This window comes from Brachyspira aalborgi (assembly GCF_008016455.1).
GTDB classification, from domain to species: Bacteria; Spirochaetota; Brachyspiria; order Brachyspirales; family Brachyspiraceae; genus Brachyspira; species Brachyspira aalborgi.
This window is the reverse complement of record NZ_SAXU01000001.1, coordinates 400831-426684: the sequence shown is the minus strand read 5'-3', so window position 1 is coordinate 426684 and position 25854 is coordinate 400831. Positions and strand designations below refer to the sequence as shown.

The 25854-nt window shown below is 25.4% G+C and carries 26 protein-coding genes; 5 read left to right on the top strand and 21 right to left on the bottom strand.

What is annotated here, in order from left to right; genetic code table 11:
• Nucleotides 1–6: 6 nt before the first annotated feature.
• Both recG and lepB read left to right on the top strand, forming a co-directional pair.
• On the top strand, nucleotides 7–2109 hold the full coding sequence (recG, locus tag EPJ79_RS01935; protein ID WP_147738243.1) for an ATP-dependent DNA helicase RecG: 2103 nt from the start codon (nucleotides 7–9) through the stop codon (nucleotides 2107–2109).
• Between the two features lie 12 nt (nucleotides 2110–2121).
• The gene (lepB, locus tag EPJ79_RS01930; protein ID WP_147544114.1) at nucleotides 2122–2634 is read left to right on the top strand and encodes a signal peptidase I; all 513 of its coding nucleotides are present in this window, start codon (nucleotides 2122–2124) and stop codon (nucleotides 2632–2634) included.
• Nucleotides 2635–2727: 93 nt separating this feature from the next.
• Here the strand turns inward: lepB and EPJ79_RS01925 are convergent, their stop codons facing one another.
• The 3 genes from EPJ79_RS01925 to EPJ79_RS01915 form a co-directional block, all read right to left on the bottom strand.
• A complete protein-coding gene (locus tag EPJ79_RS01925; protein WP_147738242.1) occupies nucleotides 2728–3255 on the bottom strand; it encodes an HdeD family acid-resistance protein in 528 nt (175 codons plus the stop codon).
• 82 nt (nucleotides 3256–3337) lie between these two features.
• Entirely contained in the window at nucleotides 3338–3985 is a 648-nt protein-coding gene (locus EPJ79_RS01920; protein ID WP_147738241.1) for a DUF6115 domain-containing protein, read from the bottom strand.
• Nucleotides 3986–3995: 10 nt separating this feature from the next.
• A complete protein-coding gene (locus tag EPJ79_RS01915; protein WP_021958195.1) occupies nucleotides 3996–4361 on the bottom strand; it encodes a hypothetical protein in 366 nt (121 codons plus the stop codon).
• Between the two features lie 147 nt (nucleotides 4362–4508).
• Between EPJ79_RS01915 and EPJ79_RS01910 the strand changes: the two genes are divergently transcribed.
• Entirely contained in the window at nucleotides 4509–5213 is a 705-nt protein-coding gene (locus EPJ79_RS01910; protein WP_147738240.1) for a YggS family pyridoxal phosphate-dependent enzyme, read from the top strand.
• 13 nt (nucleotides 5214–5226) lie between these two features.
• On the opposite strand, the gene EPJ79_RS01905 is transcribed toward EPJ79_RS01910, so the two are convergent.
• From EPJ79_RS01905 to EPJ79_RS01840, 14 genes are all read right to left on the bottom strand, one after another.
• Nucleotides 5227–5760: a hypothetical protein gene (locus tag EPJ79_RS01905; RefSeq protein WP_244289043.1), complete on the bottom strand. Its 534-nt coding sequence runs from the start codon at nucleotides 5758–5760 to the stop codon at nucleotides 5227–5229.
• Between the two features lie 223 nt (nucleotides 5761–5983).
• Nucleotides 5984–7045: a 5-methylcytosine-specific restriction endonuclease system specificity protein McrC gene (mcrC, locus tag EPJ79_RS01900; RefSeq protein ID WP_147738239.1), complete on the bottom strand. Its 1062-nt coding sequence runs from the start codon at nucleotides 7043–7045 to the stop codon at nucleotides 5984–5986.
• A gap of 2 nt (nucleotides 7046–7047) precedes the next feature.
• Nucleotides 7048–8586 (bottom strand): AAA family ATPase, encoded by a 1539-nt coding sequence (locus tag EPJ79_RS01895; RefSeq protein ID WP_147738238.1) that lies wholly within the window; start codon nucleotides 8584–8586, stop codon nucleotides 7048–7050.
• 2 nt (nucleotides 8587–8588) lie between these two features.
• A complete protein-coding gene (locus EPJ79_RS01890; protein ID WP_147559681.1) occupies nucleotides 8589–9008 on the bottom strand; it encodes a hypothetical protein in 420 nt (139 codons plus the stop codon).
• A gap of 186 nt (nucleotides 9009–9194) precedes the next feature.
• Nucleotides 9195–9533 carry a hypothetical protein gene (locus tag EPJ79_RS01885; RefSeq protein WP_147738237.1) on the bottom strand — a complete coding sequence of 113 codons (339 nt, stop codon included), beginning with the start codon at nucleotides 9531–9533 and terminating at the stop codon, nucleotides 9195–9197.
• A 41-nt stretch (nucleotides 9534–9574) separates the two neighbouring features.
• The gene (locus EPJ79_RS11870) at nucleotides 9575–10036 is read right to left on the bottom strand and encodes a tetratricopeptide repeat protein (RefSeq protein WP_338134183.1); all 462 of its coding nucleotides are present in this window, start codon (nucleotides 10034–10036) and stop codon (nucleotides 9575–9577) included.
• Between the two features lie 39 nt (nucleotides 10037–10075).
• A complete protein-coding gene (locus EPJ79_RS01875) occupies nucleotides 10076–10672 on the bottom strand; it encodes a tetratricopeptide repeat protein (RefSeq protein ID WP_147738235.1) in 597 nt (198 codons plus the stop codon).
• A 128-nt stretch (nucleotides 10673–10800) separates the two neighbouring features.
• On the bottom strand, nucleotides 10801–11631 hold the full coding sequence (locus EPJ79_RS01870) for an Rpn family recombination-promoting nuclease/putative transposase (RefSeq protein ID WP_147738234.1): 831 nt from the start codon (nucleotides 11629–11631) through the stop codon (nucleotides 10801–10803).
• A gap of 64 nt (nucleotides 11632–11695) precedes the next feature.
• A complete protein-coding gene (locus EPJ79_RS01865; protein WP_147738233.1) occupies nucleotides 11696–14392 on the bottom strand; it encodes a tetratricopeptide repeat protein in 2697 nt (898 codons plus the stop codon).
• Between the two features lie 130 nt (nucleotides 14393–14522).
• Nucleotides 14523–15230, bottom strand: a complete 708-nt coding sequence (trhA, locus tag EPJ79_RS01860; RefSeq protein WP_147525616.1) for a PAQR family membrane homeostasis protein TrhA — start codon at nucleotides 15228–15230, stop codon at nucleotides 14523–14525.
• A gap of 166 nt (nucleotides 15231–15396) precedes the next feature.
• A complete protein-coding gene (locus tag EPJ79_RS01855) occupies nucleotides 15397–16008 on the bottom strand; it encodes a hypothetical protein (RefSeq protein ID WP_147738232.1) in 612 nt (203 codons plus the stop codon).
• A gap of 75 nt (nucleotides 16009–16083) precedes the next feature.
• On the bottom strand, nucleotides 16084–16485 hold the full coding sequence (vapC, locus tag EPJ79_RS01850; protein WP_147738231.1) for a type II toxin-antitoxin system tRNA(fMet)-specific endonuclease VapC: 402 nt from the start codon (nucleotides 16483–16485) through the stop codon (nucleotides 16084–16086).
• Nucleotides 16482–16730, bottom strand: coding sequence for an antitoxin (locus EPJ79_RS01845; protein ID WP_147738230.1), 249 nt, complete (start codon nucleotides 16728–16730; stop codon nucleotides 16482–16484). The genes vapC and EPJ79_RS01845 overlap by 4 nt, the downstream gene beginning before the upstream one ends.
• Nucleotides 16731–16812: 82 nt before the next feature.
• Nucleotides 16813–18390 carry a glycosyltransferase family 39 protein gene (locus EPJ79_RS01840; RefSeq protein ID WP_147738229.1) on the bottom strand — a complete coding sequence of 526 codons (1578 nt, stop codon included), beginning with the start codon at nucleotides 18388–18390 and terminating at the stop codon, nucleotides 16813–16815.
• Between the two features lie 384 nt (nucleotides 18391–18774).
• Here EPJ79_RS01840 and nusB point away from each other — a divergent pair, with 384 nt between their 5' ends.
• On the top strand, nucleotides 18775–19308 hold the full coding sequence (gene nusB, locus EPJ79_RS01835) for a transcription antitermination factor NusB (protein ID WP_021957604.1): 534 nt from the start codon (nucleotides 18775–18777) through the stop codon (nucleotides 19306–19308).
• Entirely contained in the window at nucleotides 19283–21178 is a 1896-nt protein-coding gene (locus EPJ79_RS01830) for a tetratricopeptide repeat protein (RefSeq protein WP_147738228.1), read from the top strand. The genes nusB and EPJ79_RS01830 overlap by 26 nt, the downstream gene beginning before the upstream one ends.
• Nucleotides 21179–21189: 11 nt before the next feature.
• Here EPJ79_RS01830 and EPJ79_RS01825 read toward each other — a convergent pair whose 3' ends face one another.
• From EPJ79_RS01825 to EPJ79_RS01810, 4 genes are all read right to left on the bottom strand, one after another.
• The gene (locus tag EPJ79_RS01825) at nucleotides 21190–22170 is read right to left on the bottom strand and encodes a radical SAM protein (protein WP_147738227.1); all 981 of its coding nucleotides are present in this window, start codon (nucleotides 22168–22170) and stop codon (nucleotides 21190–21192) included.
• Complete coding sequence (gene murB, locus EPJ79_RS01820; protein ID WP_147738226.1) at nucleotides 22157–23059, bottom strand: UDP-N-acetylmuramate dehydrogenase; 903 nt, start codon at nucleotides 23057–23059, stop codon at nucleotides 22157–22159. Before murB ends, EPJ79_RS01825 begins: the two co-directional genes overlap by 14 nt.
• A complete protein-coding gene (locus EPJ79_RS01815) occupies nucleotides 23052–23858 on the bottom strand; it encodes a segregation and condensation protein A (RefSeq protein ID WP_147738225.1) in 807 nt (268 codons plus the stop codon). The genes murB and EPJ79_RS01815 overlap by 8 nt, the downstream gene beginning before the upstream one ends.
• A 96-nt stretch (nucleotides 23859–23954) precedes the next feature.
• Nucleotides 23955–25757, bottom strand: coding sequence for an ABC-F family ATP-binding cassette domain-containing protein (locus tag EPJ79_RS01810; RefSeq protein WP_147738224.1), 1803 nt, complete (start codon nucleotides 25755–25757; stop codon nucleotides 23955–23957).
• Nucleotides 25758–25854: the final 97 nt, after the last annotated feature.

Below are 25854 nucleotides of genomic sequence, written 5' to 3'. Positions count from 1 at the left end.
TTTGATTTGTTAAAAAACAATAATTATAACGATTATAGCAAAGATATTTTTGAAAAGAGTATTAAATATTGCAAAGGCGTAGGCTCAAGATATGCAAATATACTCGCTAAAAAAAATATATTTACAGTTTACGATTTAATAACTTTTTTTCCAAGAACTTACGAAGACAGAAGAAAAATATTAAGCATATCCGAAGCTTTTAAAAATAAAGGAAATAATAGCGTAATTTTAGCCGAAGTAATTAATATTGCGGCTTTTGTATATAGATTTAGAAAAAAACCTTTATTAATAGTTAGCGATGGCGAGACTATGTGCGAAGTGCCTATTTATAGTGGAGCGCTTCCTAAAGATATTTCTAAAGGAGATAAAATATATATAACGGGAAAATTTCTTAGAGGAAATAAAGAAAAAGTTCAATGCAGAATGATTGAAATGGAAAAACCTTCTTCAAATTCCACATCTTACGGAAAAATTATTCCGATATATCCTTTAACGGAAGGACTTTCTCAAAGAAAATTAAGAAATTTAATAGTAAACGAACTTATAACTTTTGAAAAAAATATGAAATACGATATTCCTTCAATTATAAAAAATAAATACAGACTTAAAAATTTTGTTTCTTCAGTTATGGAGATGCATTTTCCAATATCTTTTGAAGCTTTAGACGAAGCGAGAGAAAGTTTAGTATTTGAAGAGTTTTTAACATTTCAATATATTCATTTAAGCGAGAGAAGACCGAATATACTTATAAAAGAAAAAAGATACAATTCTTTTGATTTGCTTGGTAAAGTTAAATCTAATTTAGGTTTTGAACTTACTCAAGACCAAAATACTACGATAGACGAAATAAAAAAAGATTTATTTTCAGAAAAGCAGATGTTTAGATTATTGCAAGGAGATGTAGGAGCTGGAAAAACTATAGTTGCTTTTTTAACGGCTTTAATTCCATGCGAATCGGGATTTCAAACTGCATTTTTAGCGCCTACGGAAATTCTTGCATTGCAGCATTTTTATTCGTTTAAAAAAATTATAAAAAAATCTGGACTTGAAGATATTATAAAAGTCGATATATTAACTTCTTCGGTTAGCAAGAGCGAAAGAAATTATTTGCTTAAAAGATTAAGAGAAGGAAAATGCGATATTTTAGTCGGCACTCATTCTATACTTTATGACGAGGTTATATTTAAAAATCTTTCTTATGCGATAGTTGACGAACAACAAAGATTTGGCGTAGCTCAAAGAAATAAACTTTTATCTAAAGGCAAAAATGTAGATTATTTGCTTATGACGGCGACACCGATTCCTCAATCTTTGGCTTTAACTTTATTCGGAGAGTTAGATTTATCGACTATAAAAAGTATGCCCGTTGGAAGAAAAGGAGTTTTGACTAAATATAAAGAATTATACGAAAGAGACCATTGTTATAGATTTTTAAGAAGCAGAATATTAAAAGGAGAGCAAGGTTATGTAGTTTTTCCTCTTATAGAAAATGCGGATTTTAATTTTATAACTTTAACGAGCGAATTTGAAAGAGCTAAAAAAGATTATTTTCAAGATATAGAAATTGAAATTATACATGGAAAAATGAAAGATGCAGAAAAAGAATATATAATGAATAGATTTAATAATGGAGAGATTAAAATTTTATTTTCGACTACGGTTATTGAAGTCGGAATAGATAATCCAAACGCCACAGTTATTCTTATAGAAGGAGCGGAGAGATTTGGACTTTCTCAACTTCATCAATTAAGGGGTAGAGTAGGGCGAGGAGATAAATTAGGATACTGTTATTTAATTATTCATTGCGAGCTTAACGACACTATAAAAGAAAGAATAAATATTATTTGCGAAACTACTGACGGATTTAAAATATCCGAAAAAGATTTAGAATTGAGAGGCTCGGGAGAATTTTTAGGAGATAGACAAAGCGGAATTCCTGATTTCAAAATTGGAAATATAGTTAAAGACGGAGAGATTATGCGAAAGGCAAAAGACGAAATGAGAGCTTTATTAAAATCGGAAAAAGAAAAAGAACAGTTTTTAAGAGATAATGAAATTTTTATTTTTAAATCCAATTATTTAAAAAAATCTATAATGAAAGAAGATTAATTAAAATAATTTATGATAAACAAAAAACATATTAAACATATTTTAGAAATAATATCGGCGTCTTTGCTTGCTATATTTATTGCGGGTTTTATAAGAATATTTTTTTTCGACACTTATATCGTAACAAATAAATCTATGTCGCCCACTTTAGACGAAGGAGACGAAATACTTTTAATTAAAAAAAGTTTTATATTAAACAGAATAAAAAATTTCGATATAATAGTTTTTAGAATGGGAGAAAATAATTTGGTAAAAAGAGTTATAGGAAAAGAAGGAGACAGAATTGAAATTATAAACGGAGAGATATATTTAAATAATAATCTTTTAAAATACGAATATTATAATTTTGAAGAAAAAGATAATATAAGTTATACTATCGGACATAAGCAATATTTTGTTTTGGGAGATAATGTTTTTGTAAGCGAGGATAGTAGAAGTTTTGGACTTATAAACGAAAGCGATATAATAGGGCAGGTTATTTTGATATTCAGCCCTAAAAATAGATTTAAGTTATTTGGTAATTAATTTATGATTATTTTAATTATAATAAAAAAGAGACTTTAAATAAATTAATAATTAATATTTAAAGCCTCTTACATTTTAATAACTCAATTATCATTATTTGAAAAGTCTTTTATAACCAAACCATAATTGTATCGTTACTATTCCGTATAGAATTAAGCCGCTTCCTAAAATTATGCTTAAATAAAGCGTTCCAAGTAATGGGTTGAATGTTAATATTATTCCTGCTATTATAGTTAGTATTCCGCTGAATAATGTCCAGCCCCATTTGTCGTATCCTTGCTTTTTTAAATCTATTGAGGAAGCTATTGAAACCGCACCTCTTACTATTGTAAATATTGCTACAAAGTAAGGTATAGTCGCAGCGCTTATTAATAAATTAGAAATTATTATAATACCGCAAATAGTAGAAACTATTCCGTCAAGTAAAATAATTCCCGAACCTATTAAATGTCTTAAACTTACAAAATAGAATATAGAACTTATGCCCGAAAATATCATTAGAAAACCTATAATATAAGCCAACATTACAACCGTTTCAAGCGGATTAAATATTGCGATTATTCCAGATATTATAAGCGCTATTCCAAATATTAACCATAAAACTCTGCTAAATTTACTCATTGTTTCTCCTTTTTAATTTTACAATTTATAGCAAAATTAAATTAACTTAAATTTTTATTTATTATTAAATATAAATTATACATTATTTTTTTATATTTTCCATATCTATAACTATATCGATTTCGGTTATAGAGAGATTAAGTTTTTTTGAAATTTCTTCTTTTGAAAAACCTTCTTTATAAAGTTTAATAATATTTTCGTTAATAGTTTTTTGATTTTCAATATTATCGTTTTTATTTTCAGTTTTATCAATTTTATTATAAATATTTTTTTTAAATGCAATATCAAGTTTATTTTTTAATTCTTCTCTAAAATCTTTATTTAATCCGCTAGTAAATTCTTTAATATTTTCTTTTTTAGTTTCATTTTTATTTTCTATAATTTGAATTTCGTTTTCTTTATTTCCTATTTTATTTTCAATATCTTCTATTTTTATATTCAAATTATTTGTATGATTTTTAGATTTCACTTCATTATTATTATCTTGATTGTCGATATTCATTTTTTTTAATAATTCGTCCGCTCTGTTTATAGCGTCTTCAAGTATTGAAATTCTGCTTAAAGCTATATTATTAAATTCTTTAACCAAAGCTTCTATTTCTTCTCTCGCTTTTGAAGTAGTTTCTCTTTCAAGTCTTTCTCTCGCTCTTGAAACTATATAAATATAAAATAACGGCAAAGCAACCGCCAATATTATTATATTAATTATAACGCTTATTAAAATTTGCATACAAAATTATTTAACCGAAAATATCTATTTTAGAACCTTTCACGGATTCTCCAATTTCTTTTATTTCTATAGATTCAATTATAGAATTATCGTTATTGTCGTCTAAAATAATATTTCTTCTATTTTTTTTTCTATACGAAATATAACCTTGTCCTTTTTTGCCTCTCTGTTCGTCTTTTTTTTCTTTAATTTTATTATCTTCCGAAACATTTTCCGATTTTACAACCGTAGAATCCTTTATAAAAGATTCTCTATGAATATCTTTATCTTCCGATTGCATGGCTATAGTTCTTGCCGCCATTCTCACATGCTCCATACGACCAATATGGGATTGTTGCATGTATAATTGTTGTAAATCTAAAGGGGCTATAGGCATTATTAAATCTCCGTATTTATGCCTTAATTTTATTACTAAATTTAAATATATATTTTTTTTATTTTATTGCAAGTCGATAATATTGATTAATAATTACAATATTGAAAAATTTAAAAAAATAATTATACTAATTAAACGGGATTTAAAATGAATAGAGATTTAATATTTCAAAAATATAATAATATAAAAAATAATATCAATCGCATAAAAGAAAAGTATAATATAAATTACAATATAGAAATTGTTGCAGTTAGCAAATACGCGTCTTTGAAAAATATAAAAGAATTTTTGAATCTTAATTTAGATTTGCCTTTAGCTGAAAGCAAGGCGCAAAGTTTAAGAGATAGGGTAGGGGAGCTTGAAAAATTTAATAAAAATCTTAATATAAAATGGCATTTCATTGGACGAATTCAAAGCAATAAAATAAAATATATCGTAAAGTTTGCCGATTTAATTCAAAGCGTTGATTCTGTTGAAATTGCAGAATTAATAAATAAAGAAGCTCAAAAAAATAATAAAATTCAAAATATATTATTGCAATTTAATATAAGCTTTGAAAATCAAAAAGGAGGATTTAATTTATCCGATTATAAAAATATTTACGAACAAATTTTAAAAATGAAAAATATAAAAATTAAAGGACTTATGGGAATTGCTTCAAATAGCGAAGAGAAAAATTTAATTGAAAATGAATTTGAAAAACTTAATAAAATATTTAAAGATATTAATTTAAAATTTGATAAAAATAAAATTTCAATACTTTCTATGGGTATGACTTCCGACTATGAACTCGCTATTAAACATGGCTCAAATATGATTAGAATCGGGAGCGGTTTATTAGGCAGTTCTTAATATTATGTTAACTTTATTGAAATCTTCTAGGTCTATCTATTGTTATAAGATAATTCCAAACATAATAAAAAATTGTCTCTTCAGTAGTAAAATGTTCAATCGCTTCGTCTTTTTTAAGAGAAAACATAGAGTTTGAAAATTCTTCTTCTTTTTCAAGCTCTTTTATATTTAAGGCTAAATTATCAGTATGAATTTTAACTTTAATCATAAGTTCTGTTGGTAAATTTCTTTCGTAATTTCTGGCGGTTAAAGTTTCTAAAGCGTATTCGATTTTATCGGGCGTTATTCTTGAAGATATTTCTTTTACTGCTAAATCTTCATTATTAATAGTATTAGTAGTCCAAGTATTAAATTCGTTTATCCATTCTTTATACAAATCGCCGTATTTTTCAGAGTTAACATAATAATCGTTTTTTATATCGTTAGGCAGAATGTTAATAAAATTATTATATCTTTTATGCATAGCGTAAATTGAACCGCCATCTTTACCGCAAGATATTATTGCAAGTATTATTGATAAAATTAAAATTATTTTTTTCATTTTCATTTTTTAAAATCCATTTTTATTTTTTATTTTAATTAAAAATTTATTATATTATATATATTAAAAAAATCAATTATTATAAAGAATACAAGGCTTATTATTAAATTAATAGTTTATATTAAATTATCATATTTTTTGTATTTATTAACAATTTATATATAAGTTAACATAATAAAATATATGCAAGTTAACATAATATACATTATCGGAACATAGATTTTGATTATTATTTAACAATATTAAAATGCTCTTCCACTATTTCGTTTAATTGTTTTTTAATATTTTCCCATTTTTTATTTAAATCTAAAATTCTAACGGAAAAATATTTATCTTGGATTTTATAATCAAATTTTTCTTTTTGATAATTTTTATTAATTATTTCATTTGTTCCCGCATATAGCAAAATTCCTTTTATATTTCCTTTAAATTTTATATTATTCATATAAGCGTATATTTGGTAAATATGCGATGGTCTTATCATTTTTTTGCCTTTATGTTCTTTCAAAATTTCTTTATAATATTTAGTGTCAATTATTAAGCATTTTTCTTTATTATAAATTGTAATATCGGTTTTCATATTTGGTATAAAATTAAAATTATCATTTTTAATTTGCCATTTTATCGGTTTAGATTTAACCGTAAAATTTTGATAATTGATTTTATAATAATTCAAAACAAATTTTTCATATATTCTATGCATGGTTTTATTTTCATTTTTATCTATATAAAATCGTCCGCTATTTTCATTGTAATTTTTATCTAAAATCAAATTATTATAAACTAATTTGCATATATTAATTATAAATTTATAGTGTATATTATTTCTATGATATTTTAGCGATTTGAAATTATTATTATTAATTTTTATATCTTTTATTTTTATGAAATATCTATTTAAAATTATTAATTTATTTTTCAATTCTTCGTCTATATTTTTATAATTTATAAGTTTATTTAGCGTAGATTTTATTATTTGATTGAACAAAATATTTGTAGAAAGAATATCATATTGACATATTAATCTTTTTTGATTTATAACATTAGTTTTTATTGACTTTGAAAAATCAATTTTTCCTTTAAGCATTGATAAATCTTCTTCAATTAGAATATAATTTTTATAGAAACCTCTTTTTATAAGTTTATTTAAAAAATAATCTAATATTTTAGCCATTAAATTATAAATATTTTCAAATTTTTCATCTCCAAATTCTATATCGTTAATTTCGTCAATTATATTCCAAGCATAACAGAGCATATAATAAATATTTTTTATAGGTATATTATTCATAATCAAATATTTAATAATTCTTTTATTTCTTTTTCAGCTTTATCTTCGTTATCAAACCAATATTCCCTTAAAGTCGGCGCTATTTCATAATTTATAATATCTTCGTAATCTTCTTTACTCAAATTTTTTCTATTACAAAAATAACTATGTCCGATAGTATAACCTTTGCCTAATGTTTTATCGTTTTTAATTGTTTCGTTTAATTTTGTAAATTTTTCGATTATTTTATTTATTAAATCTTTATCAATATTTTTACTTTCCAAATCTTTTCTAAATTGAGGTTTATTAAAAGCTGGCTCTATATCTATAAATATAAATCTTCTTCTCAAAGCATAATCCAACATTGCCAAACTTCTATCTGCGGTATTCATTAAACCTATTATATAAAGATTTTCTGGGACAAAAAATTTTTCATCGTCTTTATAAACCAATTCTAAAGCGTATTCCTCGCCTCTTTTATCGTTTTCGATTAACATAAATAATTCGCCAAAAATTTTGCTTATATTTCCTCTGTTTATTTCGTCTATGATTAAAAAATAATCGTTTCCTTCGTCATTTCTTGCATCTTCGCAGAATTTATAAAAAACTCCTTCTTTCAATTCAAAACCGTTTTCATTTGGACGATAACCCATAATAAAATCTTCATAAGAATAACTTTGATGAAATTGTATCATTTTTACTCTTTCGTTATCTTTTTCTCCGATTATAGAATATGCCAATCTTTTTGCAGCGTAAGACTTACCTACTCCCGCCGAACCTTGCAATATAATATTTTTCTTATCAAGTATTAAATTTTTAAGTTTATCGTATTCTTTATCGGTCATATAAACTTCTTGTAAGAATTTATTTTTATCATATTTTGAAAATTGCCAAGCTTTATAAGATAATTCTGGGAAATCTTTAATATTAATATTTTTTATATCTTCAAGCAAATTATCGCATAAATTAATATATTCTTTACCGTTAGGAAGTTGTTTTATATTTTGACTATGATTTGGCAGTTTAAATTTTATATATTCTCTATTTGTTTTATCTAAATTTACATACTTAAATGGGCGTATCCAAAAAAGTCCCATTGTTAAACTCCAATTAACGCCTTTTATATCTTTTGCCAAATTGTAATATTTAATAAATGCCTCTCTATTTTCATTGGTATTATTATCAGCGTAATTAATAGAGGCTTCAAAAATATTCCATAAATTCTCAATATCTATTTTTGCTTGTTGCCCTTGAGTATCAAAAAAGCGTAATTTATATATATTCATTGCTGGAATACCATCAAAATTTTTCGGCGTTTCGACTTCAATTTTGAATTCGTTTTTTATACTTTTAAGTATATTTATTTTTTTATGGTGTGCAATTCCTTGATAATTAAATAATGCAAAGATACTAAAAGGGGCTATATCGTCTCCCATTGTTATTTTTGAAATATTAATATCTTTGATTAATTTCATTTTATCAATTAGTTCTTTACGATTATCTTTATACTTTAATAATTCGTTAGCAAATTCCATGTAAAAGTTAGTCCATTCAAAATTCATTTTTATTCTCCTTTCAAATGTTTTTTATGTATGCGTAAATGTTCCGTATATTCTTTAGGCAAATCTGCATTTTCTATATCCACATATTCTATTTTCATTTGGCAATTTTTAAATACCGCTTCTTCCCAATAATCAGTGCCTGCAAAAGTATGGATTTCTAATTTTATTTTATTTTCTTCTTTTTTACTATAACGGCTATAATCATCGTCAAAAATTATATTAGCCGAAAGTAAATGAGCGTAAGGATAAGGAGCTATAAAAAGCAATTTATAATTATCTCTCGATACTTTTATCAACTCTCTACTATGCTGTAAAGTGTTAAGTCCTTTATAAATATTATCCATGTGTTTGCTTTTAATGGTAATAACCTCTAACGGTTTTGTAACATTTCTATTTACGCAATATATTTTTAATTCTGCCATAAAAATCTCCTTTTTATTTTAATTTATATTTTATAATTTAATTATATATAATTATAAACAATTTTATTAAGTTTACCGCTACCCTACTTTTATTTAGTCATTAATATTAATTTTCCTTTTTTATTATAATATATATTATATATAAAATAAATTTTTTATTTTTGAAAAATTTTATTTTTAATTTGATTAAAAACCGCCTCGCCAAATTATTATCTGTTGTTCCACATCCCAATTAAAATTTTCTATCGTTTTTTGCCCTTCGACTATATCGTCATCATACGCCTGAACTAAACAATCAAGCCGTGCTACGCAACTTGGTCGCATTTCCATTCTATCGTCATACACTACACTGCGAACGGGATTATCAATTAAATATTTTCTCAACGCTTCATAATCCTTAAACTCCGACTTTTTTACATTTTCATGTATATTATGCAAAATATCTTTTTCTTCGTCCATAACTATATTTTTTTTACAATACTCATCACAATTTTTTATTTTTGTTATATCAAATTCTTTTGACATTATTTTTCCTCCTTTCATATTCTTTTATTTTTCAATCTATATTATATCATAATCGTTTTTAATAAATTTGCCATACTATCTTCAATAAATAAGCCTTCAATATTTAAAGAATTCAAATTTTCAATATTATATTTTGCAGTTTTATGTTTAGAATTTATCCTTAATGCTTTATTAAAATATTTTTTAGCTTCCTCGATTTTATTAATTTTTGCCAAAGCCACGCCATAATTATTTAATATATCGCAATCGTTAGAATTAATTTCAATTCCTTTTTCGTAATAATTAATGGCGTTAGAATAATCTTTTAAATATAAATACGAATTGCCAATATAATACCAAGTTTCAAAATTATTGCCTCCTAATTGATAGGATTTTAAAAGACATTTTATAACATTTTTATATTCCTTATCAAGATAATAGTATTTCCCTATAGTTAACCAACTGCTCGCATCGTCATAATCAAAACCTCTATGTTTTAATAATAATTTTCTTTGATTTTTTATAAGCTCTTCGTCTTCTAATTCAATAGATTTTAAATAGGCTTATATAGATTTTTTATATTGCTTATCGCCAAAATATGCATTGCCAATATTAAACCAATAACCGCTATTTTTAGGAGATAATTTTATGGCTTTTGCAAAAAAATCTAAAGCCTCTTTATGTTGTCCGTTTTCTTCATAAATTAAACCAATGCTATCCCAAATAATAGGGTCTTTAGAATTAAATTCGATGGCTTTTAAGTATGTGGCTATGGCTTTTTTAGGTTGATTATTAAAATAATACGCTTTGCCAAGAAGTCGCCAATAATGATAGCTGTTAGGCTCTTTTTCTATAGCTTCCAAACATAATTTTATAACTTTTTTATATTGTTCGTCCGCTAAATATGTTGACTCTAATAAATTTAATATTGATTTATTATTAGGATTTAATTCAAAAGCTTTTTTAAAAGATTTTATAGCTTGTTTATATTGCATAATTCTTAAATGAGATTGTCCTAACCAAAACCAATTATCAATATTATCAGGTTGTAATTTCGTAGCTTTTGAAAAAGTTTTTATAGCGTTTTGATAATCTTTCTTTTCAAAATAAGATTTCCCAATCGAAAGTAAATCTTTTTCGTTTTTATTAGTTTCTTGCATTTATTACTCCTATATTCTACTATTTTTTATTATAATGTATTTGTATATTAATTGCAAGTATTTAATTTAGTAGATTTATAAAATAGTTTGGCGATTATCAACTTGAAAATTTTAAATTCTATAACGGACTAAAGTTTTTTAATTTCGTCTATGGTTAAGCCTGTATATTTTGAGATTAGGTTAATATCCGCTCCGTCTTTTTTCATTGCAGTTGCCATTGCTTCTTTTTCCTCAAGTCTACCTTGTAATCTCTCTTCGCTTAAAGTTAGCATTTTAAAATAATTCTCCTCCCACTCGGTATAGCCTTCGGTTAAATTATCGTCTTTTACAAACTTATTGTATTTGTCATAAATTTCTTTCATTATGGGATTTTTTTCAACTAATACTTTCATTTTATCCTCCAAATTTTCTTTTATACTTAAAAATTTAAACCAATCTGAAAGCGGTTCGTATAATTTTGATTTTTCATTAAATTTTTTTAATTCAAGAAAATGCATTTCAAAATGGTTTGTTAATATTTCGTTTGTATCAAATTCTTTTATAAAATAGCAACTATGCGGTTTGTCTTTATTTTCCGTTAAATTAAAATCGACTATGTTTATACTTATTACGGGATTTAAATCGTCATATTTTTTACTCTTTTTCAAATTCGCGGCATAACTTTTTGCCCAATAATAAATTCCTCGATAAATAAAAGCCTTATTTCCCGCTCTTTGAATTTCAATAATTACAGTTTCGCCGTTTTTAGTTTTCGCTCTCACATCAACAATACTTTCTTTACCGTTTATTGATTCCTTTAAATTAAAAGTGTTCAAAATTATAATTTCTTCAAAAGGTTCTTGTCCTGCATCAATTCTAACGGAATTAATTAAATCTTTCAAAATATTTTGACTATCTTCTTTTGCCAAAAGAAACCGCATAAAATAGTCGTTTAATACAATAAAATCTTTTTTAATCATAAAAATATTATAACAGAATAATTTTATTTGTCAAAATTTAAAAAATTTAATATACTCCCCTACTCTATTTTTGTATATGCAAATTCTCAATATCCAAATACGAATTTAAATTATTAAGATTATCTTTAGCCATTTCATTATTAGGATTTATCTCTAAAGCTTTTTCAAAATATTTTTTAGCTTCTTCAATTCTATTAAGATTAGCCAAAACCACGCCATAATTATTTAATATAGAACTATCATTAATTACGACTATAGCGGACGAATCATTAATATCAATTCCAGATTCTTTTAAAATATAATCATTATTTGAATTAATCTCAATACCTTTATTAAAATCAATTCCTTTTTCAAAAGAATGAAAAGCGTTATAATAATCTTTCAATAATAAATAAGAATTGCCTAAAAATCGCCAAGTTTCAAAATCGCTATCTAATAATAAAGACGATTTTAAAAGATTTTCCGAAGCTTCTTTATATTTTTCAATTGTATAATAAGCCATCCCAAGCCATTTATAATTAATAGAACTATTTTGATTAATTTCAATCGCTTTTGATAAATATTTTATAGCTTCCTCATAATCGCATATTTTATAATAAGTATTTCCAAGCCAATAATAATGATTATCGTTTTCAGGTTCTAATTCGATAGTTTTATTAAAAGATTCAATTGCTTTTTCGTATTGTTTGCTTTTATTATAAGAGATGCCGAGCCAATACCAATTACCGACATCTTCCGAATTTAATTCGTTAGCTTTAATTAACGCTTCAATCGATTTTTCAAATTCTCCGTTTTTATTGTAAGAAATTCCAAGCCATTGCCAATTAAAATGATTTGAAGGGTTTAATTCTACTGCTTTCAAAAAACTCTCTATAGATTCTTTATATTGATTATTTTCAAAATACGCTTTCCCCAATATAAAATAATTCGTAAAATCTTCCGTAGAATTTTTAGCGTCTAATTCAATCGCTTTAATTAAGGAATTTATAGATTCTTTATAATTTTTATTTTGAAGATACGAGCCGCCTAACCATTGAAAATTTTTACTATCGCTTGGGTTTAATTCGATTGCTTTTAATAACGATTTAATCGCTTCTTCGTATTGTTTGCTTTCATGATAAGAACAACCAAGCCATTGCCAAGATTTGCTATCGTTATTGTTTGATTCGACAGCTTTTAATAAATATTTTATAGCTTCTTCATATTTTCCAATTTCAAAATAATAATAACCCAAACCGCTCAAATTTTCAGGGTTATTAATATCAAAACCGATATTTTTTAATATTTGTTCTATAAACTTTTTATATTCTTCATTTTCGTTTAATATCATAGCTCTTAAAAAAGCTTTCACGCCGTTTTGAAATTGTTTCGTTTCAAAGAAAATGCTTCCCAAAAGTTGCCAATTAAGATAATTATTATTGTTTAATTCAATCGCTTTAGAACATAGATTTATAGAATTTTCATATTCTCCGATTTGAAAATAAGAATTGCCAATTTCTCTTAATAAATATTCTATATCGTCTTTAGCTTCTTTACTTGGGTTTAATTCTAAAGATTTTAATAAAGATTCTACCGCTTGTTTATATTGAAAACTTTCATAATAAGAAGCTCCAAGCCAAAACCAAGTCGAAAAATTGTCAGATTTTGATTCAATAGATTTTAATAAATTTTCTATCGCCTCTTTATATTGCTTATTTTTACAATAGGAAATTCCAAGCCACTCAAAATAATTATATTCATTTTTGTTTAATTCAATCGCTTTCAAAAAACATTTTATAGCGTCCGCATACCGTTTATCTTTATTATATAAATGTCCTAAAACAACCCAACTATTTGCATTATTTTCATTAAAACCAATATCATTTAATAACGATTTGAGAGTTTCTTTATATTCGTTTTTATTGTTAAATTCTATAGCTTCGATATAACATTTAATTGCATTTTCAAATTGTTTATTTTTATGATACGAAAGAATTAACCAATACCAATTACTGCTATCTTCTTTATTTAATTCTAACGCTCTTTTAAGAGATTTTATAGCTTGTTTATATTCTCCGATTTCGTAATACGAACAACCAAGCCAATTATAATTAGGATAATAATCAAAATTCAATTCTATGGATTTTAATAAAATTTTTATAGCATTTTTATAATCTCCAATTTCAAAATATGAGCAACCTAACCAATGAAAATTTAAAAAATCGTCAGGATTTAATTCAATCGCTTTTAGTAAATATTCTATTGCTTTATCGTATTCTTCATTTCCATAATAAGAACATCCTAACCAATGAAAGTTAAGATATTCCTTTGGCTCTAATTTTATTAATTTAGACAAAGTATTTATTGCCTCTCTAAATTGATTATTTTTACAATATGAACAACCAAGCCAATATAAACTATAATCGTTATAAGGTTCTACGGTTTTATTTTTGCTATTTAATTTTATAGCTTTCGATAAATATTTTATTGCCTTTTTATATTCGTCATTTTCAAAATATGAGCGTCCCAACCAATGCAAAGCAATATAATCGTTTGAATTTAATTTTATAGACTTTAATAAATATTTTATCGCTTTATCGTATTCGTCTGTTTCATTATACGAACGCCCTAAATAATATAAGCATTCGGAGTTATTAGGATTTAATTTTGCAAATTCTAAAAGAGTTTTTATAGCTTTTTCGTATTCTTTATTTTTGCAATATGATTTGCCGAGCGAAAGTAAATTATCTTTTTTGTCATTATTGTTTTTAATTTTTCTCATACTTTAAACCTCAAGTATTTTTATTACTATTTTTTAGTATATTGTATTAATATATATTTTTCAATAGAAAATTTTAGTGAGGTTATTAAAAAAATAAATTTGATACGATTTTATGAGTTTGTAGTTAAACTCAAGCTATAACATATCTATATAAAAACCAATAATGAGAAAATGAACCCATTAAAACAAATATATGAAAAATATCATGAGTAAATTGTTTTGTCTTATCATTAAACTTTTTTCCCAAAGCGTATAAAAAAGCTCCTATTGTGTAAAATATTCCGCCCCAAATTAGCCAATTTAATTTTAATATTTCAAATTCTTGAAGCAAAGGTTTAAAAGCAAACGCTATTATCCAACCCATTGAAATATACAAAATTATCGTAAGAATTGGACTTTTATAAATTAAAATTGTATTTGATATAACGCCGATTATTGCGCATGTCCATATAACTGTTAAAATCAAAAGTCCAATATTTCTTGGAAGTGAAAAAACGCATAATGGCGTATAAGTCGCCGCTATAAAAACATATATGCTTATATGGTCAAATTTACGAAAAATATTTTTAGCTTTTCCGTTTGGCAGAAAATGATATAAAGAACTGAAAGTATATAAAAGTATTATTCCGACTCCGTAAATTATCACGGGAAGAATGGCATTTTTATTACTATAAACTTTTATAATCATAAGGACAAAGCCCGCAATCGAAAGTAAAGCTCCCGCTCCATGCGAAATTCCCGAATAGAGTTCGCCTATTTTCTTTTTTGCCACTTTTGACTTTTTAGATTTTTTTATATTATCTTCTACATTATTATTATATAAAATACTATTTTCCATTTTAATTATTCTCCAAAAATTTAATTATATTTTTTTATTAACTTTAATTATAACAAATAATAAAATATTTAAATAAAATTGGAATAAAAAGAAATAACTATATTTACTTATTTTACATAGATTATTATAACTATATAGGCAATTTTATACTACATATAATACATATTTAAATAATCTCTCCAAGCATATATAGATTATCCCAATCAATATCGTCTTCGGTTGGCAGAGGATATGAATTCCAATCGGCATTTAAAATCGGATACCATTCTTCATTTTTAAAATATCCGTTATTTTCAAACCATAAATTAAGTTTATCTTTATAAGCGGAAGAATAATTTTTTGCTATATATAAAATATTATTTTTTAATATCAATCCTATCGCTATATAAATATTTTTATTCTTAAAATTATTGTCGAAATATTTATTTTGATTTAACAAATTAAATAAACTTTTGCTTGAGTTGATTTCATAAAGATTAAAATTCGGCAAAACTGTCATTATATAACTTTTTAAACTCGTAATCGTATAATAAAAAGCTCTGTCGTTTTTTATTTTAAATAGTTTATATTTTATAGCTTTAGAATAATAACCATAGGCAAATACATTCATATCGGCTTTATAATTAAATCTATAAATATTTTCGTATTCGTCTATAACGGTTTTATTTTTAATATTTTCAATCCAATTTTGAGAATTATCGTCTTTCAAATCGGCTTTCGGAATTGACAAGCATGATAATAAAAAAAATAATATTGGAATTAATAAAAATAACTTCATAAATTATAATACCGCTTAATTCTTTAATAAGTATAATATAGTATAAAAAATATTTATTCAATAAAAGATTATTTATTAAATCCAATTCTCAACTTTCAAACCTTTTATACGCTTAAATTCTTTTATATTGTTTGTAATAAGGGTAAAATTTTTCGCAAGCGAGCAAGAAGCGATAAGCATATCCATACAACCTATTATTTGTCCTTTATTTTCAAGTTCCGCTCTTATCTTTCCATAAGCTAAAGCGCATTCTATATCAAATTCTATAATATTAAACGGAGATAAAAAATTATTCAAACTTAATAAATTTTGCTCTTGTTTAGAACTTTTATAAGCTCCGTAATAAAGCTCGGAAACTGTAATGCTCGATATTGCAATTTCGCCAAAATTATAACTTTCAAATTTTTTTCTAACATTTAACGGTTTATTTTTAATAATGTAAATACAAATATTAGTGTCAAGCATTAATTTTTTCAAAATAAATCCTCTCGTTTTTGATTATTTTGATTAATTTCTCTGCTATCTAAAATTTTTGTAAAATCTTCTGAAAATTCCTCCAAATTATCAAACCAATTTTTCCATATATTTTTATCTTGCGACATAAGCAAAACTCCATTTTCAACTTTGCGAATAATAACCTCTTTGCTTTCAAAACGAAATTCTTTTGGCAAACGAACGGCTTGAGAATGTCCGTTATTAAAAATTTTAGCTTTTTGAAACATATTAATTCCTTAATTAAATATATATTTATTAGTATATACTTTTAGATTTATAAGTCAATATTAAATTATAAATAAGAATAGATTAAAATTTTATTTTTTCGTTTTTATAAATATAATCTATTCCTCTGCCTTTGTAATTCTTGCATAAAAATATATGATAGTTGTCCAACAGTCTGATTTTTCCGTTTAATGTTTTTCGCTTCGATTGAAAATTTGTAATATATTCGCACTCTTCAAAATATTGAGAAATTAAATCGGTATTATCCGAAGTAGAAATATAATAAAAATCATTGCCTATAAAATCTTTATCATTATACCAAAAATCAAAAGAAGTTGGATGATAAGTGTCCCAATTCAAACAAACTGCTTCCTTTTCGGGCTTGACATAAAAATTAATCATCGAAGGAATTTGATAATTAAGCGAAAAAATTCTAATATCTTTATTCATACTATTTTTATAATAATCTTTAATATCATACCTTATAGCGTTATAATTAAAATATCTGTCAGTTGGGTCGCCTTTTATAGGAATTATTGGAATAAAATATTGAATAATTATTATAGATATTGCCGTCATACAAAAAATTATATTTCCAAAAAATAAATTTCTTATATATCTTTTATGCCAATTTTGAGAGATAAAAAACGAAACTAAAAATAATCCGCCCGCATACATAAACAAAGCCCAATTTGCCTCAAGTTTATTTTTAAAAGATTTTTGCAATATGTATAAAAATGGAATTAACGATATAAATGCAAAATAAAAATCTTTTTCGGAAGTTTCTTTTTTAATATATTTAACTGCAGTTTTAATTATCAAATAGACGAATAATATAAAAAATAAAGGACTAAATAAACCGATTTGAGTGCCCCAAAAATCTAAAGTCCCGTTTATACTTCCTGATTTGCCAAGTCTTTTTATTATATAAATAATGGGAGCAAAATTTGTATCAATAATATAAACTATAAAAGGCAAACAGAAAATAATTATAATTAAAAATGATAAATAGAATTCTACTGATAAAAATATTTCCCTTCGTTTTGAAGAAAACAATATAAAAACTAAAATTGAAAATATTATAAATACGGAATTTATTTTAGATAATATTGAAAATCCAATTAAAGCTCCCGACAAATAAAAATATTTCTTATCGTAAAAAATACTTTTGTAATAAGCTATTATAGAAAATATAATAAAATAAAACATTGGAGTATCTATCGTAACTATCAAAGAAAGCCCAGAAAAGAATGGGATTATATTAAATAATATTATCGAAATTATAGCGGAGTTTTCGTCTCTTTCATTTCTTATAAACTTATACAAAAATACGGAAACCAAAATTGAAAATATAACGCTTCCTATTCTCACTCCAAATCCGTTATAACCGAAAATCGTTAAACTTAATTTAAGGAAATAAGCTATTCCCGCTCCATGGTCGAAAAAACCAAACGGCAAATGATTTGTCCATAAAACATAATAAGCCTCATCGTCTATTAAAGTAGTAAACGATATTAATATGATTTTTACGATATAAACAAAAATTATAAATATAAAAGAAATTAGAAATATTTTATTTTTTATTATTGTTTTTAATTTATTGTAAATATTTAAATAATACAATTCAAATAAAGTATTAAATAACGATTTTTTATTTTTCATAAAATATCGCCTTCAATATTTAGTTGTGATTTACGCAAGAGAAAGCGTTTAAATGTTTCAAATAATTCTTTAGTTTTGCAATGAAAAAATCGCCGAAAAAATTTATAATGCGGCGTTAGTGTAGTGTAGTGTAGTGTAGTGTAGTGTAGTGTAGTGTAGTGACAAACTAAACATATAAAATCTCCACCTGTTTTTTAATGATTAAATTATAACATATTGATAAAAAATGTCAATACTTAAATTATAAATTATAATTAATTTAAAATAATATAATCTTCATTTTTTATAAATATAATATATAATAATTTTATTAAAAGTCTATTTTATACTATATATTCCGAAAATATTAAAAAGCGGAATTGTATATTAGTTTATAGGAAAGATATGCCTGCGAGCGAAGAAATTAAAGAAAATAATATTGAAAGTTTAGAACCAAAAAAAGCTTTAAAGAAAAAAGTTTTGATTAAATCTAAAGACAAAGTTAAAGATTTAGATTTATCTAATTACGGTTATAGAACTCAAGCGAGAATATACGCTATTATGTCTTTATACGCTTATGAAATGAATAAAGGAGATATGAATCTTGAAGAAGTTTTATCTTTCGATTATGAAGATAAGAATATAAACGATTCTATAAAACAATTTGCAAAAGAACTTATTGAAGGAACTATAAATAATTTGGAGAGAATAGACGCTATTATAGAAAAATATTCTAAAAATTGGGACATAAAGAGAATACAATATGTGGATAAATCAATATTAAGAATGTCAATTTATAGTTTGATTTATTTGAAAGAAAAAATATCAAAACCTATAATTATAAACGAAGCGGTGGAGATAGCGAAAATATTTGGCGATAAAGATTCTTATAAATTTGTTAACGGGATTTTAGATGGCATACAAGAAGAAGACTTATAATAAATTATTGTCAAAATACAAAAACCTGAAAATCATTGTATTTATTTTATGCGTAGGAGCTTTAGGCATTATATCTATTATTTCTTTAAATGTCGCTATAGTTCAAGGAAAGATAAGATTAAATTCAAAAATTATAGACGAATATACTTTAGCCGAAGAATATTATAATAATAAAGATTACGGAAAAGCTAAATCAATTTTGAAAAAAGAGATTAATTCTACTATCGACCCGAAAAAAGAATACGACGCGAATATACTTCTTGGAAAAATCTATAACGAAACGGGCGATTATTTAAATGCTATAAATCTATTTAATAATATGACTAATTCGTTGTATTTGGACGAAAGATTAAAATATAATATGGCAATATCCTATTTGAAAAGCGAAATGCCCGAACAGGCTTTATATTATTTGGAGCAAACTTTAACCGTAAACTCGAATTATATCCCTACCCTACTTACTTTGGGACAATTTTATATGGATAGAGATTTGCCTCGTTTGGCTAAAGGTTATTACGAAAGAGTTTTGAGATTGGAAGAAAATGACGAAGCTATGTTTTATGTCGGAATAATCGCTTTAAACGAAGGGTTGCAAACGGTAGCTTACGACACTTTAAATAAACTTGTTAGAACGAGCAAAGGAGAATATGCGGACAAAGCGGCAGGTATTTTGGGAGACTTTTATGTAATATCGGGCGACACCGACAGCGCTATAGAAATGTATTTGAAAAGTTTGGCTAACTCAAAAATGCAATCGGACTCGGCGGGCAGACTCGTTAGAGTTTATCAGCAGACGGAAGATTACGATTCCATAAAAAAAGTTTACGAGCAAATTTTGGAACAGAATCCTTACGATGTCGAAACGATTTTATCTCTCGGAGAATTATACGAAAAAGAAAACGCTTACGATAAGGCGATTAAATATTATTTGAGATTAACAAAGATTAAAAATTACGAAAATACTTACGAAGCGGTTGGAATGCTCGCAAACGCTTATTATAAAGGTGCGATGTTAAAAGAAGCGGAAGCGAATTATAAAAAAATATTGATAGTCGACAAAAAAGACGATTTATATATAACGGCTTTGGAAAGACTCGGAGACATAACTTACAGAAAAAAATCTTATTTTGAATCTTTGAAATATTATCAGCAGGTTTTTGCTATTGAAACGAATAATTTAATTTTCATGCCTCGACTAGGAGAATTGGAATTATATTTTGGCAACTCCGACAGAGGAATTAGATTGCTTGAAAATTCTATTAAAGCGGAAGTTGGAAACGCTTTTCCGAGTAGAACTTTGGCTATTTATTATGAATCGATAGGAAATAATAACGAAGCTATAAATTATTATAATTATACTTTGTCGAAATATCCTAAAGATAGAGAAAGCATTTATAGAGGCGGAATTCTTTATTATAAAACAAAAAATTACGAAAAGGCAAAAGAATCTCTATTAATTGCGGCAAACGATGAAAATAATACTACTTTAGTTAGAGAAACCGCTTGGGTGACTTTATGTTCTATGATGGAAGAAATATCTTCGTATAATGACGCTTCAATTTATTATAGACAATTAATAGAAATGTCGCCTAAAGTTGAAAATTACAAACTTTACGGAGCGTTTTCATACAGAAGACTTCAATATAATGACGCTATATATTCCTACAACGAAGCATTAAATATAGCGACAGATAAAAAAGATATGTTTGAAATAAATTTAGCTTTAGGAAAATGCTATTATAGAATGAATGAACTTGATAATGCAGAAGAAAGTTATAGAAACGCTTTAAGTTATAACGGCGGAGATTCTCAGGCAAAAGAAGGTTTAAAGCAAGTTATGTCAAAAAAGAAGTTGATATATAATAAATAATTTTAGTCTATTCAAAATTGAAAAGGAATTTCTCTCGTAAAATCGGGCAAATAAGTTTCCGAACTTTCCATTTCCTGCGATAAAATATTTTCAAATCCCAAATCCAAAGCGTAATTAATCAAATCGTCATATTCTTTAAAATATAATTTTCTGTTTATATATTCAAAATCTTTAGCTTTAAACTCGGGATTATATTGAGACATAAGTGAAATTGTAGTTTTTAAAAATCCTCTCTCTTTTAATTCTATCAATATATCGTAAGAATCCGATTGATTATTTGGCAAAATTAAATGTCTTATTATTATTCCGCTTTTTGCAATGTTGTTTTTGTCTACAATTAAATCACCGACTTGATTTTTCATTATCTCTATAGCTTTAATCGATACATTAAAATAATTTTCGGCTCTCGAATATTTTATTGCCTTGTCGTCAAATAAATATTTTAAATCGGGCAAATAAATGTCGACTATTCCGTCTAAACAATCTAATAATTCTTTTGTGTCGTATCCGTTAGTGTTATAAACGATTGGCAAATTGAGTTCTTTATTCAAAGCGATTTTCAAAGCTTTCAATATCGGATAAATTACATGGCTTGCGCTTACAAGATTTATATTATTTGCTCCTTTTTCTTCAAGTTCTAAAAAATATAAAACTAAAGTTTCAATGTCGATTATCTCTCCTATTTCGTTATGACTTATTTGATAATTTTGACAGAATACGCATTTTAAATTGCAGTTTGAAAAAAATATTGTTCCGCTTCCGCTTTTTCCAACTAACATAGGCTCTTCTCCAAAATGAAGATTATGAGAAGCGACTTTTATATGGTTATTATCTTCAAAAATTTTGCATATTCCAATTTTATTTTCGTTTCTATTTACTTTACATAAGTGTCCGCAGCAAACGCAATTATCATAAAGTAGTTTTGCTTTTTCAATCGCTTTGTCGATATTTTCCAAATGTTTTTTATTATAATTTATTTTATAATTTTTCATTGTCATTGCTTATTATTTTTACTTCGGGTTTTAATAAAATTCCTTTTTGATTATAAACTTCTTCTTTAACTTTTTTCATTAATAAAAAAATATCTCGTCCCGTAGCGTTTTTATAATTAACTATAAAATTCGCATGATATGGCGAAACCATAGCGCCGCCTAATTTTACTCCGCGCATATTAATAGAATCTATAATTTTTCCCGCTATCATATTAGTTTTATAATCGTTTAAAAATACGCTTCCCGCCGAAGGATATTTAAATTGATTTTTTTTCTTTCTGTCATTTAAATATTTATTCATTTCGGGCTTTATTAATTTTTTCTCTTTTTTATTTAATTTAAATTTTACATCTATAATAATATAATTTTTATTTTGAAAAACGCTTTTTTTATAATGATAATCGCAATCTTCAATTCCAATATGATTATATTCAAAATTATCGTCTATTATTCCAACGGTTTCAATAAATTCCGAAATAGAATGCTCATAACATCTTGCATTCATATAAGCCGCTCCGCCGACTGTTCCAGGCAATCCAAATAAAAATTCCAAACCGCTTAAAGAATTTTTATAAGCGCATTTAATTAAATCAATAATTTTCGCTCCCGAATATCCTAAAATTCCGTCCGAATAAATTTCTATTCTGCTAAAAAATCCCGTATATATTATTGGAATTTCTACAATTTCATCAACAAATAATATATTGCTTCCGCCTCCTAAAATAATATATTTTTTTTTAATGTCGTTTAAATATTTAAGCAAACTTATAAATCCGTTTATATTTTCGGGAATATAAAAATTTAAAGCTTTCGCTTCAATTTTAAAATTATTATATTTTTTCAAAGAAATATTTTTTTTATGCAATACGGAGTTTAAAGATTTATTCATTTTTATTATCTTCTGTAATTATAGAATTTTCTTCTCTTTTAAAAACATAAATTTCTTTAAATTTAGTTTCCTGCTTCAGTAGAATTTCTTTTTCTTTAACCATTTCCAAAATAGCCAAAAAGAAAGTCACCAATTCTCTTTTTGTCACTCCGTCCTTAAAAAGCATAATGAAAGGAAATATTTTATTTTCAGACAATTTTATTCTTATCATATCTATAGCGTTATCAATATGGAAATTCGACATTCCCGAAAGAACAGCCAAATCGGTTTCGGGAACAAATTGAATTTTTGCAAAAGAATAAACCAAATCGTAAAGTTTAATATCTTTCCAAGCGATTTCATTATCGTCAGAATTATTATTTTGAAAAAAATTAACTCTCTCCGTATCTTTTCTTTCAAAAATAGAATCGGAAATTTCTTGCAATTTATCAAGCTCTTCTGAAACAATTTTATATCTTTGAAATTCAAGCATTTGTTCTACAATTTCAAATTTTAATCTGTCGGTAAATTTATCTTCGTCCATATCATGAGGAAGAAGCATTTTAGATTTATACAAATGAAACTCCGAAGCGACAAGCAAGAAATCTCCCGTATAATTTAGATTTAAAGCAGCTTGCCTTTTCAAATATTCTATAAATTGGTCTATAATCTCCAAAATCGAAACTTCGTATATATTTTTTTCGCTTCTTTTAAGCATATCGAATAAAATCGACAAAGGTCCCTCGTAATCTATGCTCGATAAAGAAACTTTAAATTCTTCAAAATTAGTCTTTTCGGTATTTTCTATTTTATTTTCCATAATTATTTATATTATTATAATATAGGTAAAAATTCAAGTTATTTATTTTTATAATAGATATGCAATATTAAAATAAATTTAATATTGATAGAATTACTATAATAACTTTTTTATATCGTCAATCTCTTCGTTAATTATAAGCCAATCGTTTTCCGTTTTTTCTATAAGTTTTTTTATTTCTAATAATCGTTTGCTTTTCTCTTCGTCATAATTTGTAGAAAGTTCAAAAAATTTTAATATTTCTTTTTCTTCGTTTTTATAATCGTTAATCTGCTTTTCGTATTCTTTTAATAGATTTTCGCATTTTGAAAGTCTATTTCTTATTTTCTTTCTATCTTCATAACTATTTTTATTTTCGCTTATTATATTTTTATTATTATTTTGAAATTTAATTTCCTCCTCCTCTTCTTTTAACGCTTCAAGTTTTGCCTTATAAACATAAGCCTCGTAATTTCCCGAATAGAGAGAGATTTTTTTATCTTTAATTTCAATAATCGTATCGGCAAGCAAACTTGTAAAAGTTCTGTCATGCGAAGTAAAAAATATAGTTCCTTTATAATCTTTCAATGAATTAGCTAAAGCTTCAACGGTTTCAAAATCTAAATGATTAGTAGGTTCGTCCAAAATTAAAACATCGGCGCATTGAGTGATTGCAGACAAAAGAGATAATCTTGCCATCTCTCCTCCGCTTAAAACTTTAATGTCTTTATTAATATCGTCTCCAGAAAATAAAAAACTTCCAAGCAAAGTTAAAAGTTCCTGATGCAGTAAACCTTGTTTTGCATGCTTTTTCAAAAAAGATAAAACGGTGTCGTTAGCCGTTATATTTTTATAAGTGTCTTCTCCGAAATATGCAGTTTTTATTCCTTGCGCATAATTATAATTTCCAGAGAGCGGTTTTATTATTCCCGATATCGTTCTTAAAAAAGTGGTTTTGCCTTCTCCGTTTTGTCCTAAAACTGCGACTTTACATCCTCTAAAAATTTCAATTCTTTTACTTTTTGCCACGATTTTTTTATCGTATCCTATATTTAAATTATCAGAAATTATAGCGAAACCTTTTTTTTCTTCGACTGCGGGAAGTTTTATTCTAACGCTTTTTGAAGGATGAGATATTTCTATAGTTTTTAATTTTTCCATTTGCTTTATGCGAGATTGAACGGCTTTCGCTTTAGTCGCTTTATATCTAAATCTCTCAATAAATCTCTCCAAATGCGCTTTTCTCTCTTCGATATTTTTATTATATTTTTTTATTGACGCTTCTTTTTCTTCTTTATATTCAAAATAATCTTCGATGCCTGACGGAAAATAAATTATTTTGCCTTTATCAATTTCTATGGTTTTTTCGCAAGTAGTTTTTAAAAATTCTCTATCATGCGAAACGATTAAAAATCCGCCTTTATAATCAAGTAAAAAATTTTCTAAATCAATTAAAGTATTTAAATCCAAAAAATTTGAAGGTTCGTCAAGCAGTAAAAAATTTGGTTCTTGAAGCATCATTTCGGAAAGTTTAATTCGCATTCTATAACCGCTCGACAAATCGCCAATATTATAATTTATTTTTATATGGTCAATTCCAAATCTACTCGCTATTTTATAACATTCCCAAGATTTTTTATTAGTCGATTTTATAAGATAATCAATAACTTTTTCTTTTTCGTCAAAATTTGCTCCTTGCGATAAATAACCGATTTTTATATCGTCAGAAAAAATTATCTCGCCATCATCCGCTTCCTCTTCGCCCATAAGTATTTTTATTAAAGTTGTTTTTCCCGCTCCGTTTCTTCCAATCATTCCGATTTTTGATTTTTCTTCTATAAGAAGATTCGCTTTATCAAGCAAAATTTTATTAACAAAACTTTTTGATATATTAACTATATTTATAACGCTTTTTGCCATATTTTAATTTATTATTTTCTTGATTTTTTGATTAAAAAGATTTTATATTAATTATAGAAAATATTCAAATAATAAAATTTTTAATTTTTAAACTTAT

Excerpts from the sequence above, each read along its gene's own strand:
- lepB (WP_147544114.1), top strand. The coding sequence starts at position 2,122 with ATGATAAACAAAAAACATATTAAACATATTTTAGAAATAATATCGGCG.
- EPJ79_RS01925 (WP_147738242.1), bottom strand. The coding sequence starts at position 3,255 with ATGAGTAAATTTAGCAGAGTTTTATGGTTAATATTTGGAATAGCGCTT.
- EPJ79_RS01920 (WP_147738241.1), bottom strand. The coding sequence starts at position 3,985 with ATGCAAATTTTAATAAGCGTTATAATTAATATAATAATATTGGCGGTT.
- EPJ79_RS01915 (WP_021958195.1), bottom strand. The coding sequence starts at position 4,361 with ATGCCTATAGCCCCTTTAGATTTACAACAATTATACATGCAACAATCC.
- EPJ79_RS01910 (WP_147738240.1), top strand. The coding sequence starts at position 4,509 with ATGAATAGAGATTTAATATTTCAAAAATATAATAATATAAAAAATAAT.
- EPJ79_RS01905 (WP_244289043.1), bottom strand. The coding sequence starts at position 5,760 with ATGAAAATGAAAAAAATAATTTTAATTTTATCAATAATACTTGCAATA.
- mcrC (WP_147738239.1), bottom strand. The coding sequence starts at position 7,045 with ATGAATAATATACCTATAAAAAATATTTATTATATGCTCTGTTATGCT.
- EPJ79_RS01895 (WP_147738238.1), bottom strand. The coding sequence starts at position 8,586 with ATGAATTTTGAATGGACTAACTTTTACATGGAATTTGCTAACGAATTA.
- EPJ79_RS01890 (WP_147559681.1), bottom strand. The coding sequence starts at position 9,008 with ATGGCAGAATTAAAAATATATTGCGTAAATAGAAATGTTACAAAACCG.
- EPJ79_RS01885 (WP_147738237.1), bottom strand. The coding sequence starts at position 9,533 with ATGTCAAAAGAATTTGATATAACAAAAATAAAAAATTGTGATGAGTAT.
- EPJ79_RS01875 (WP_147738235.1), bottom strand. The coding sequence starts at position 10,672 with ATGCAAGAAACTAATAAAAACGAAAAAGATTTACTTTCGATTGGGAAA.
- EPJ79_RS01870 (WP_147738234.1), bottom strand. The coding sequence starts at position 11,631 with ATGATTAAAAAAGATTTTATTGTATTAAACGACTATTTTATGCGGTTT.
- EPJ79_RS01865 (WP_147738233.1), bottom strand. The coding sequence starts at position 14,392 with ATGAGAAAAATTAAAAACAATAATGACAAAAAAGATAATTTACTTTCG.
- trhA (WP_147525616.1), bottom strand. The coding sequence starts at position 15,230 with ATGGAAAATAGTATTTTATATAATAATAATGTAGAAGATAATATAAAA.
- EPJ79_RS01855 (WP_147738232.1), bottom strand. The coding sequence starts at position 16,008 with ATGAAGTTATTTTTATTAATTCCAATATTATTTTTTTTATTATCATGC.
- EPJ79_RS01845 (WP_147738230.1), bottom strand. The coding sequence starts at position 16,730 with ATGTTTCAAAAAGCTAAAATTTTTAATAACGGACATTCTCAAGCCGTT.
- EPJ79_RS01840 (WP_147738229.1), bottom strand. The coding sequence starts at position 18,390 with ATGAAAAATAAAAAATCGTTATTTAATACTTTATTTGAATTGTATTAT.
- nusB (WP_021957604.1), top strand. The coding sequence starts at position 18,775 with ATGCCTGCGAGCGAAGAAATTAAAGAAAATAATATTGAAAGTTTAGAA.
- EPJ79_RS01830 (WP_147738228.1), top strand. The coding sequence starts at position 19,283 with ATGGCATACAAGAAGAAGACTTATAATAAATTATTGTCAAAATACAAA.
- EPJ79_RS01825 (WP_147738227.1), bottom strand. The coding sequence starts at position 22,170 with ATGAAAAATTATAAAATAAATTATAATAAAAAACATTTGGAAAATATC.
- murB (WP_147738226.1), bottom strand. The coding sequence starts at position 23,059 with ATGAATAAATCTTTAAACTCCGTATTGCATAAAAAAAATATTTCTTTG.
- EPJ79_RS01815 (WP_147738225.1), bottom strand. The coding sequence starts at position 23,858 with ATGGAAAATAAAATAGAAAATACCGAAAAGACTAATTTTGAAGAATTT.
- EPJ79_RS01810 (WP_147738224.1), bottom strand. The coding sequence starts at position 25,757 with ATGGCAAAAAGCGTTATAAATATAGTTAATATATCAAAAAGTTTTGTT.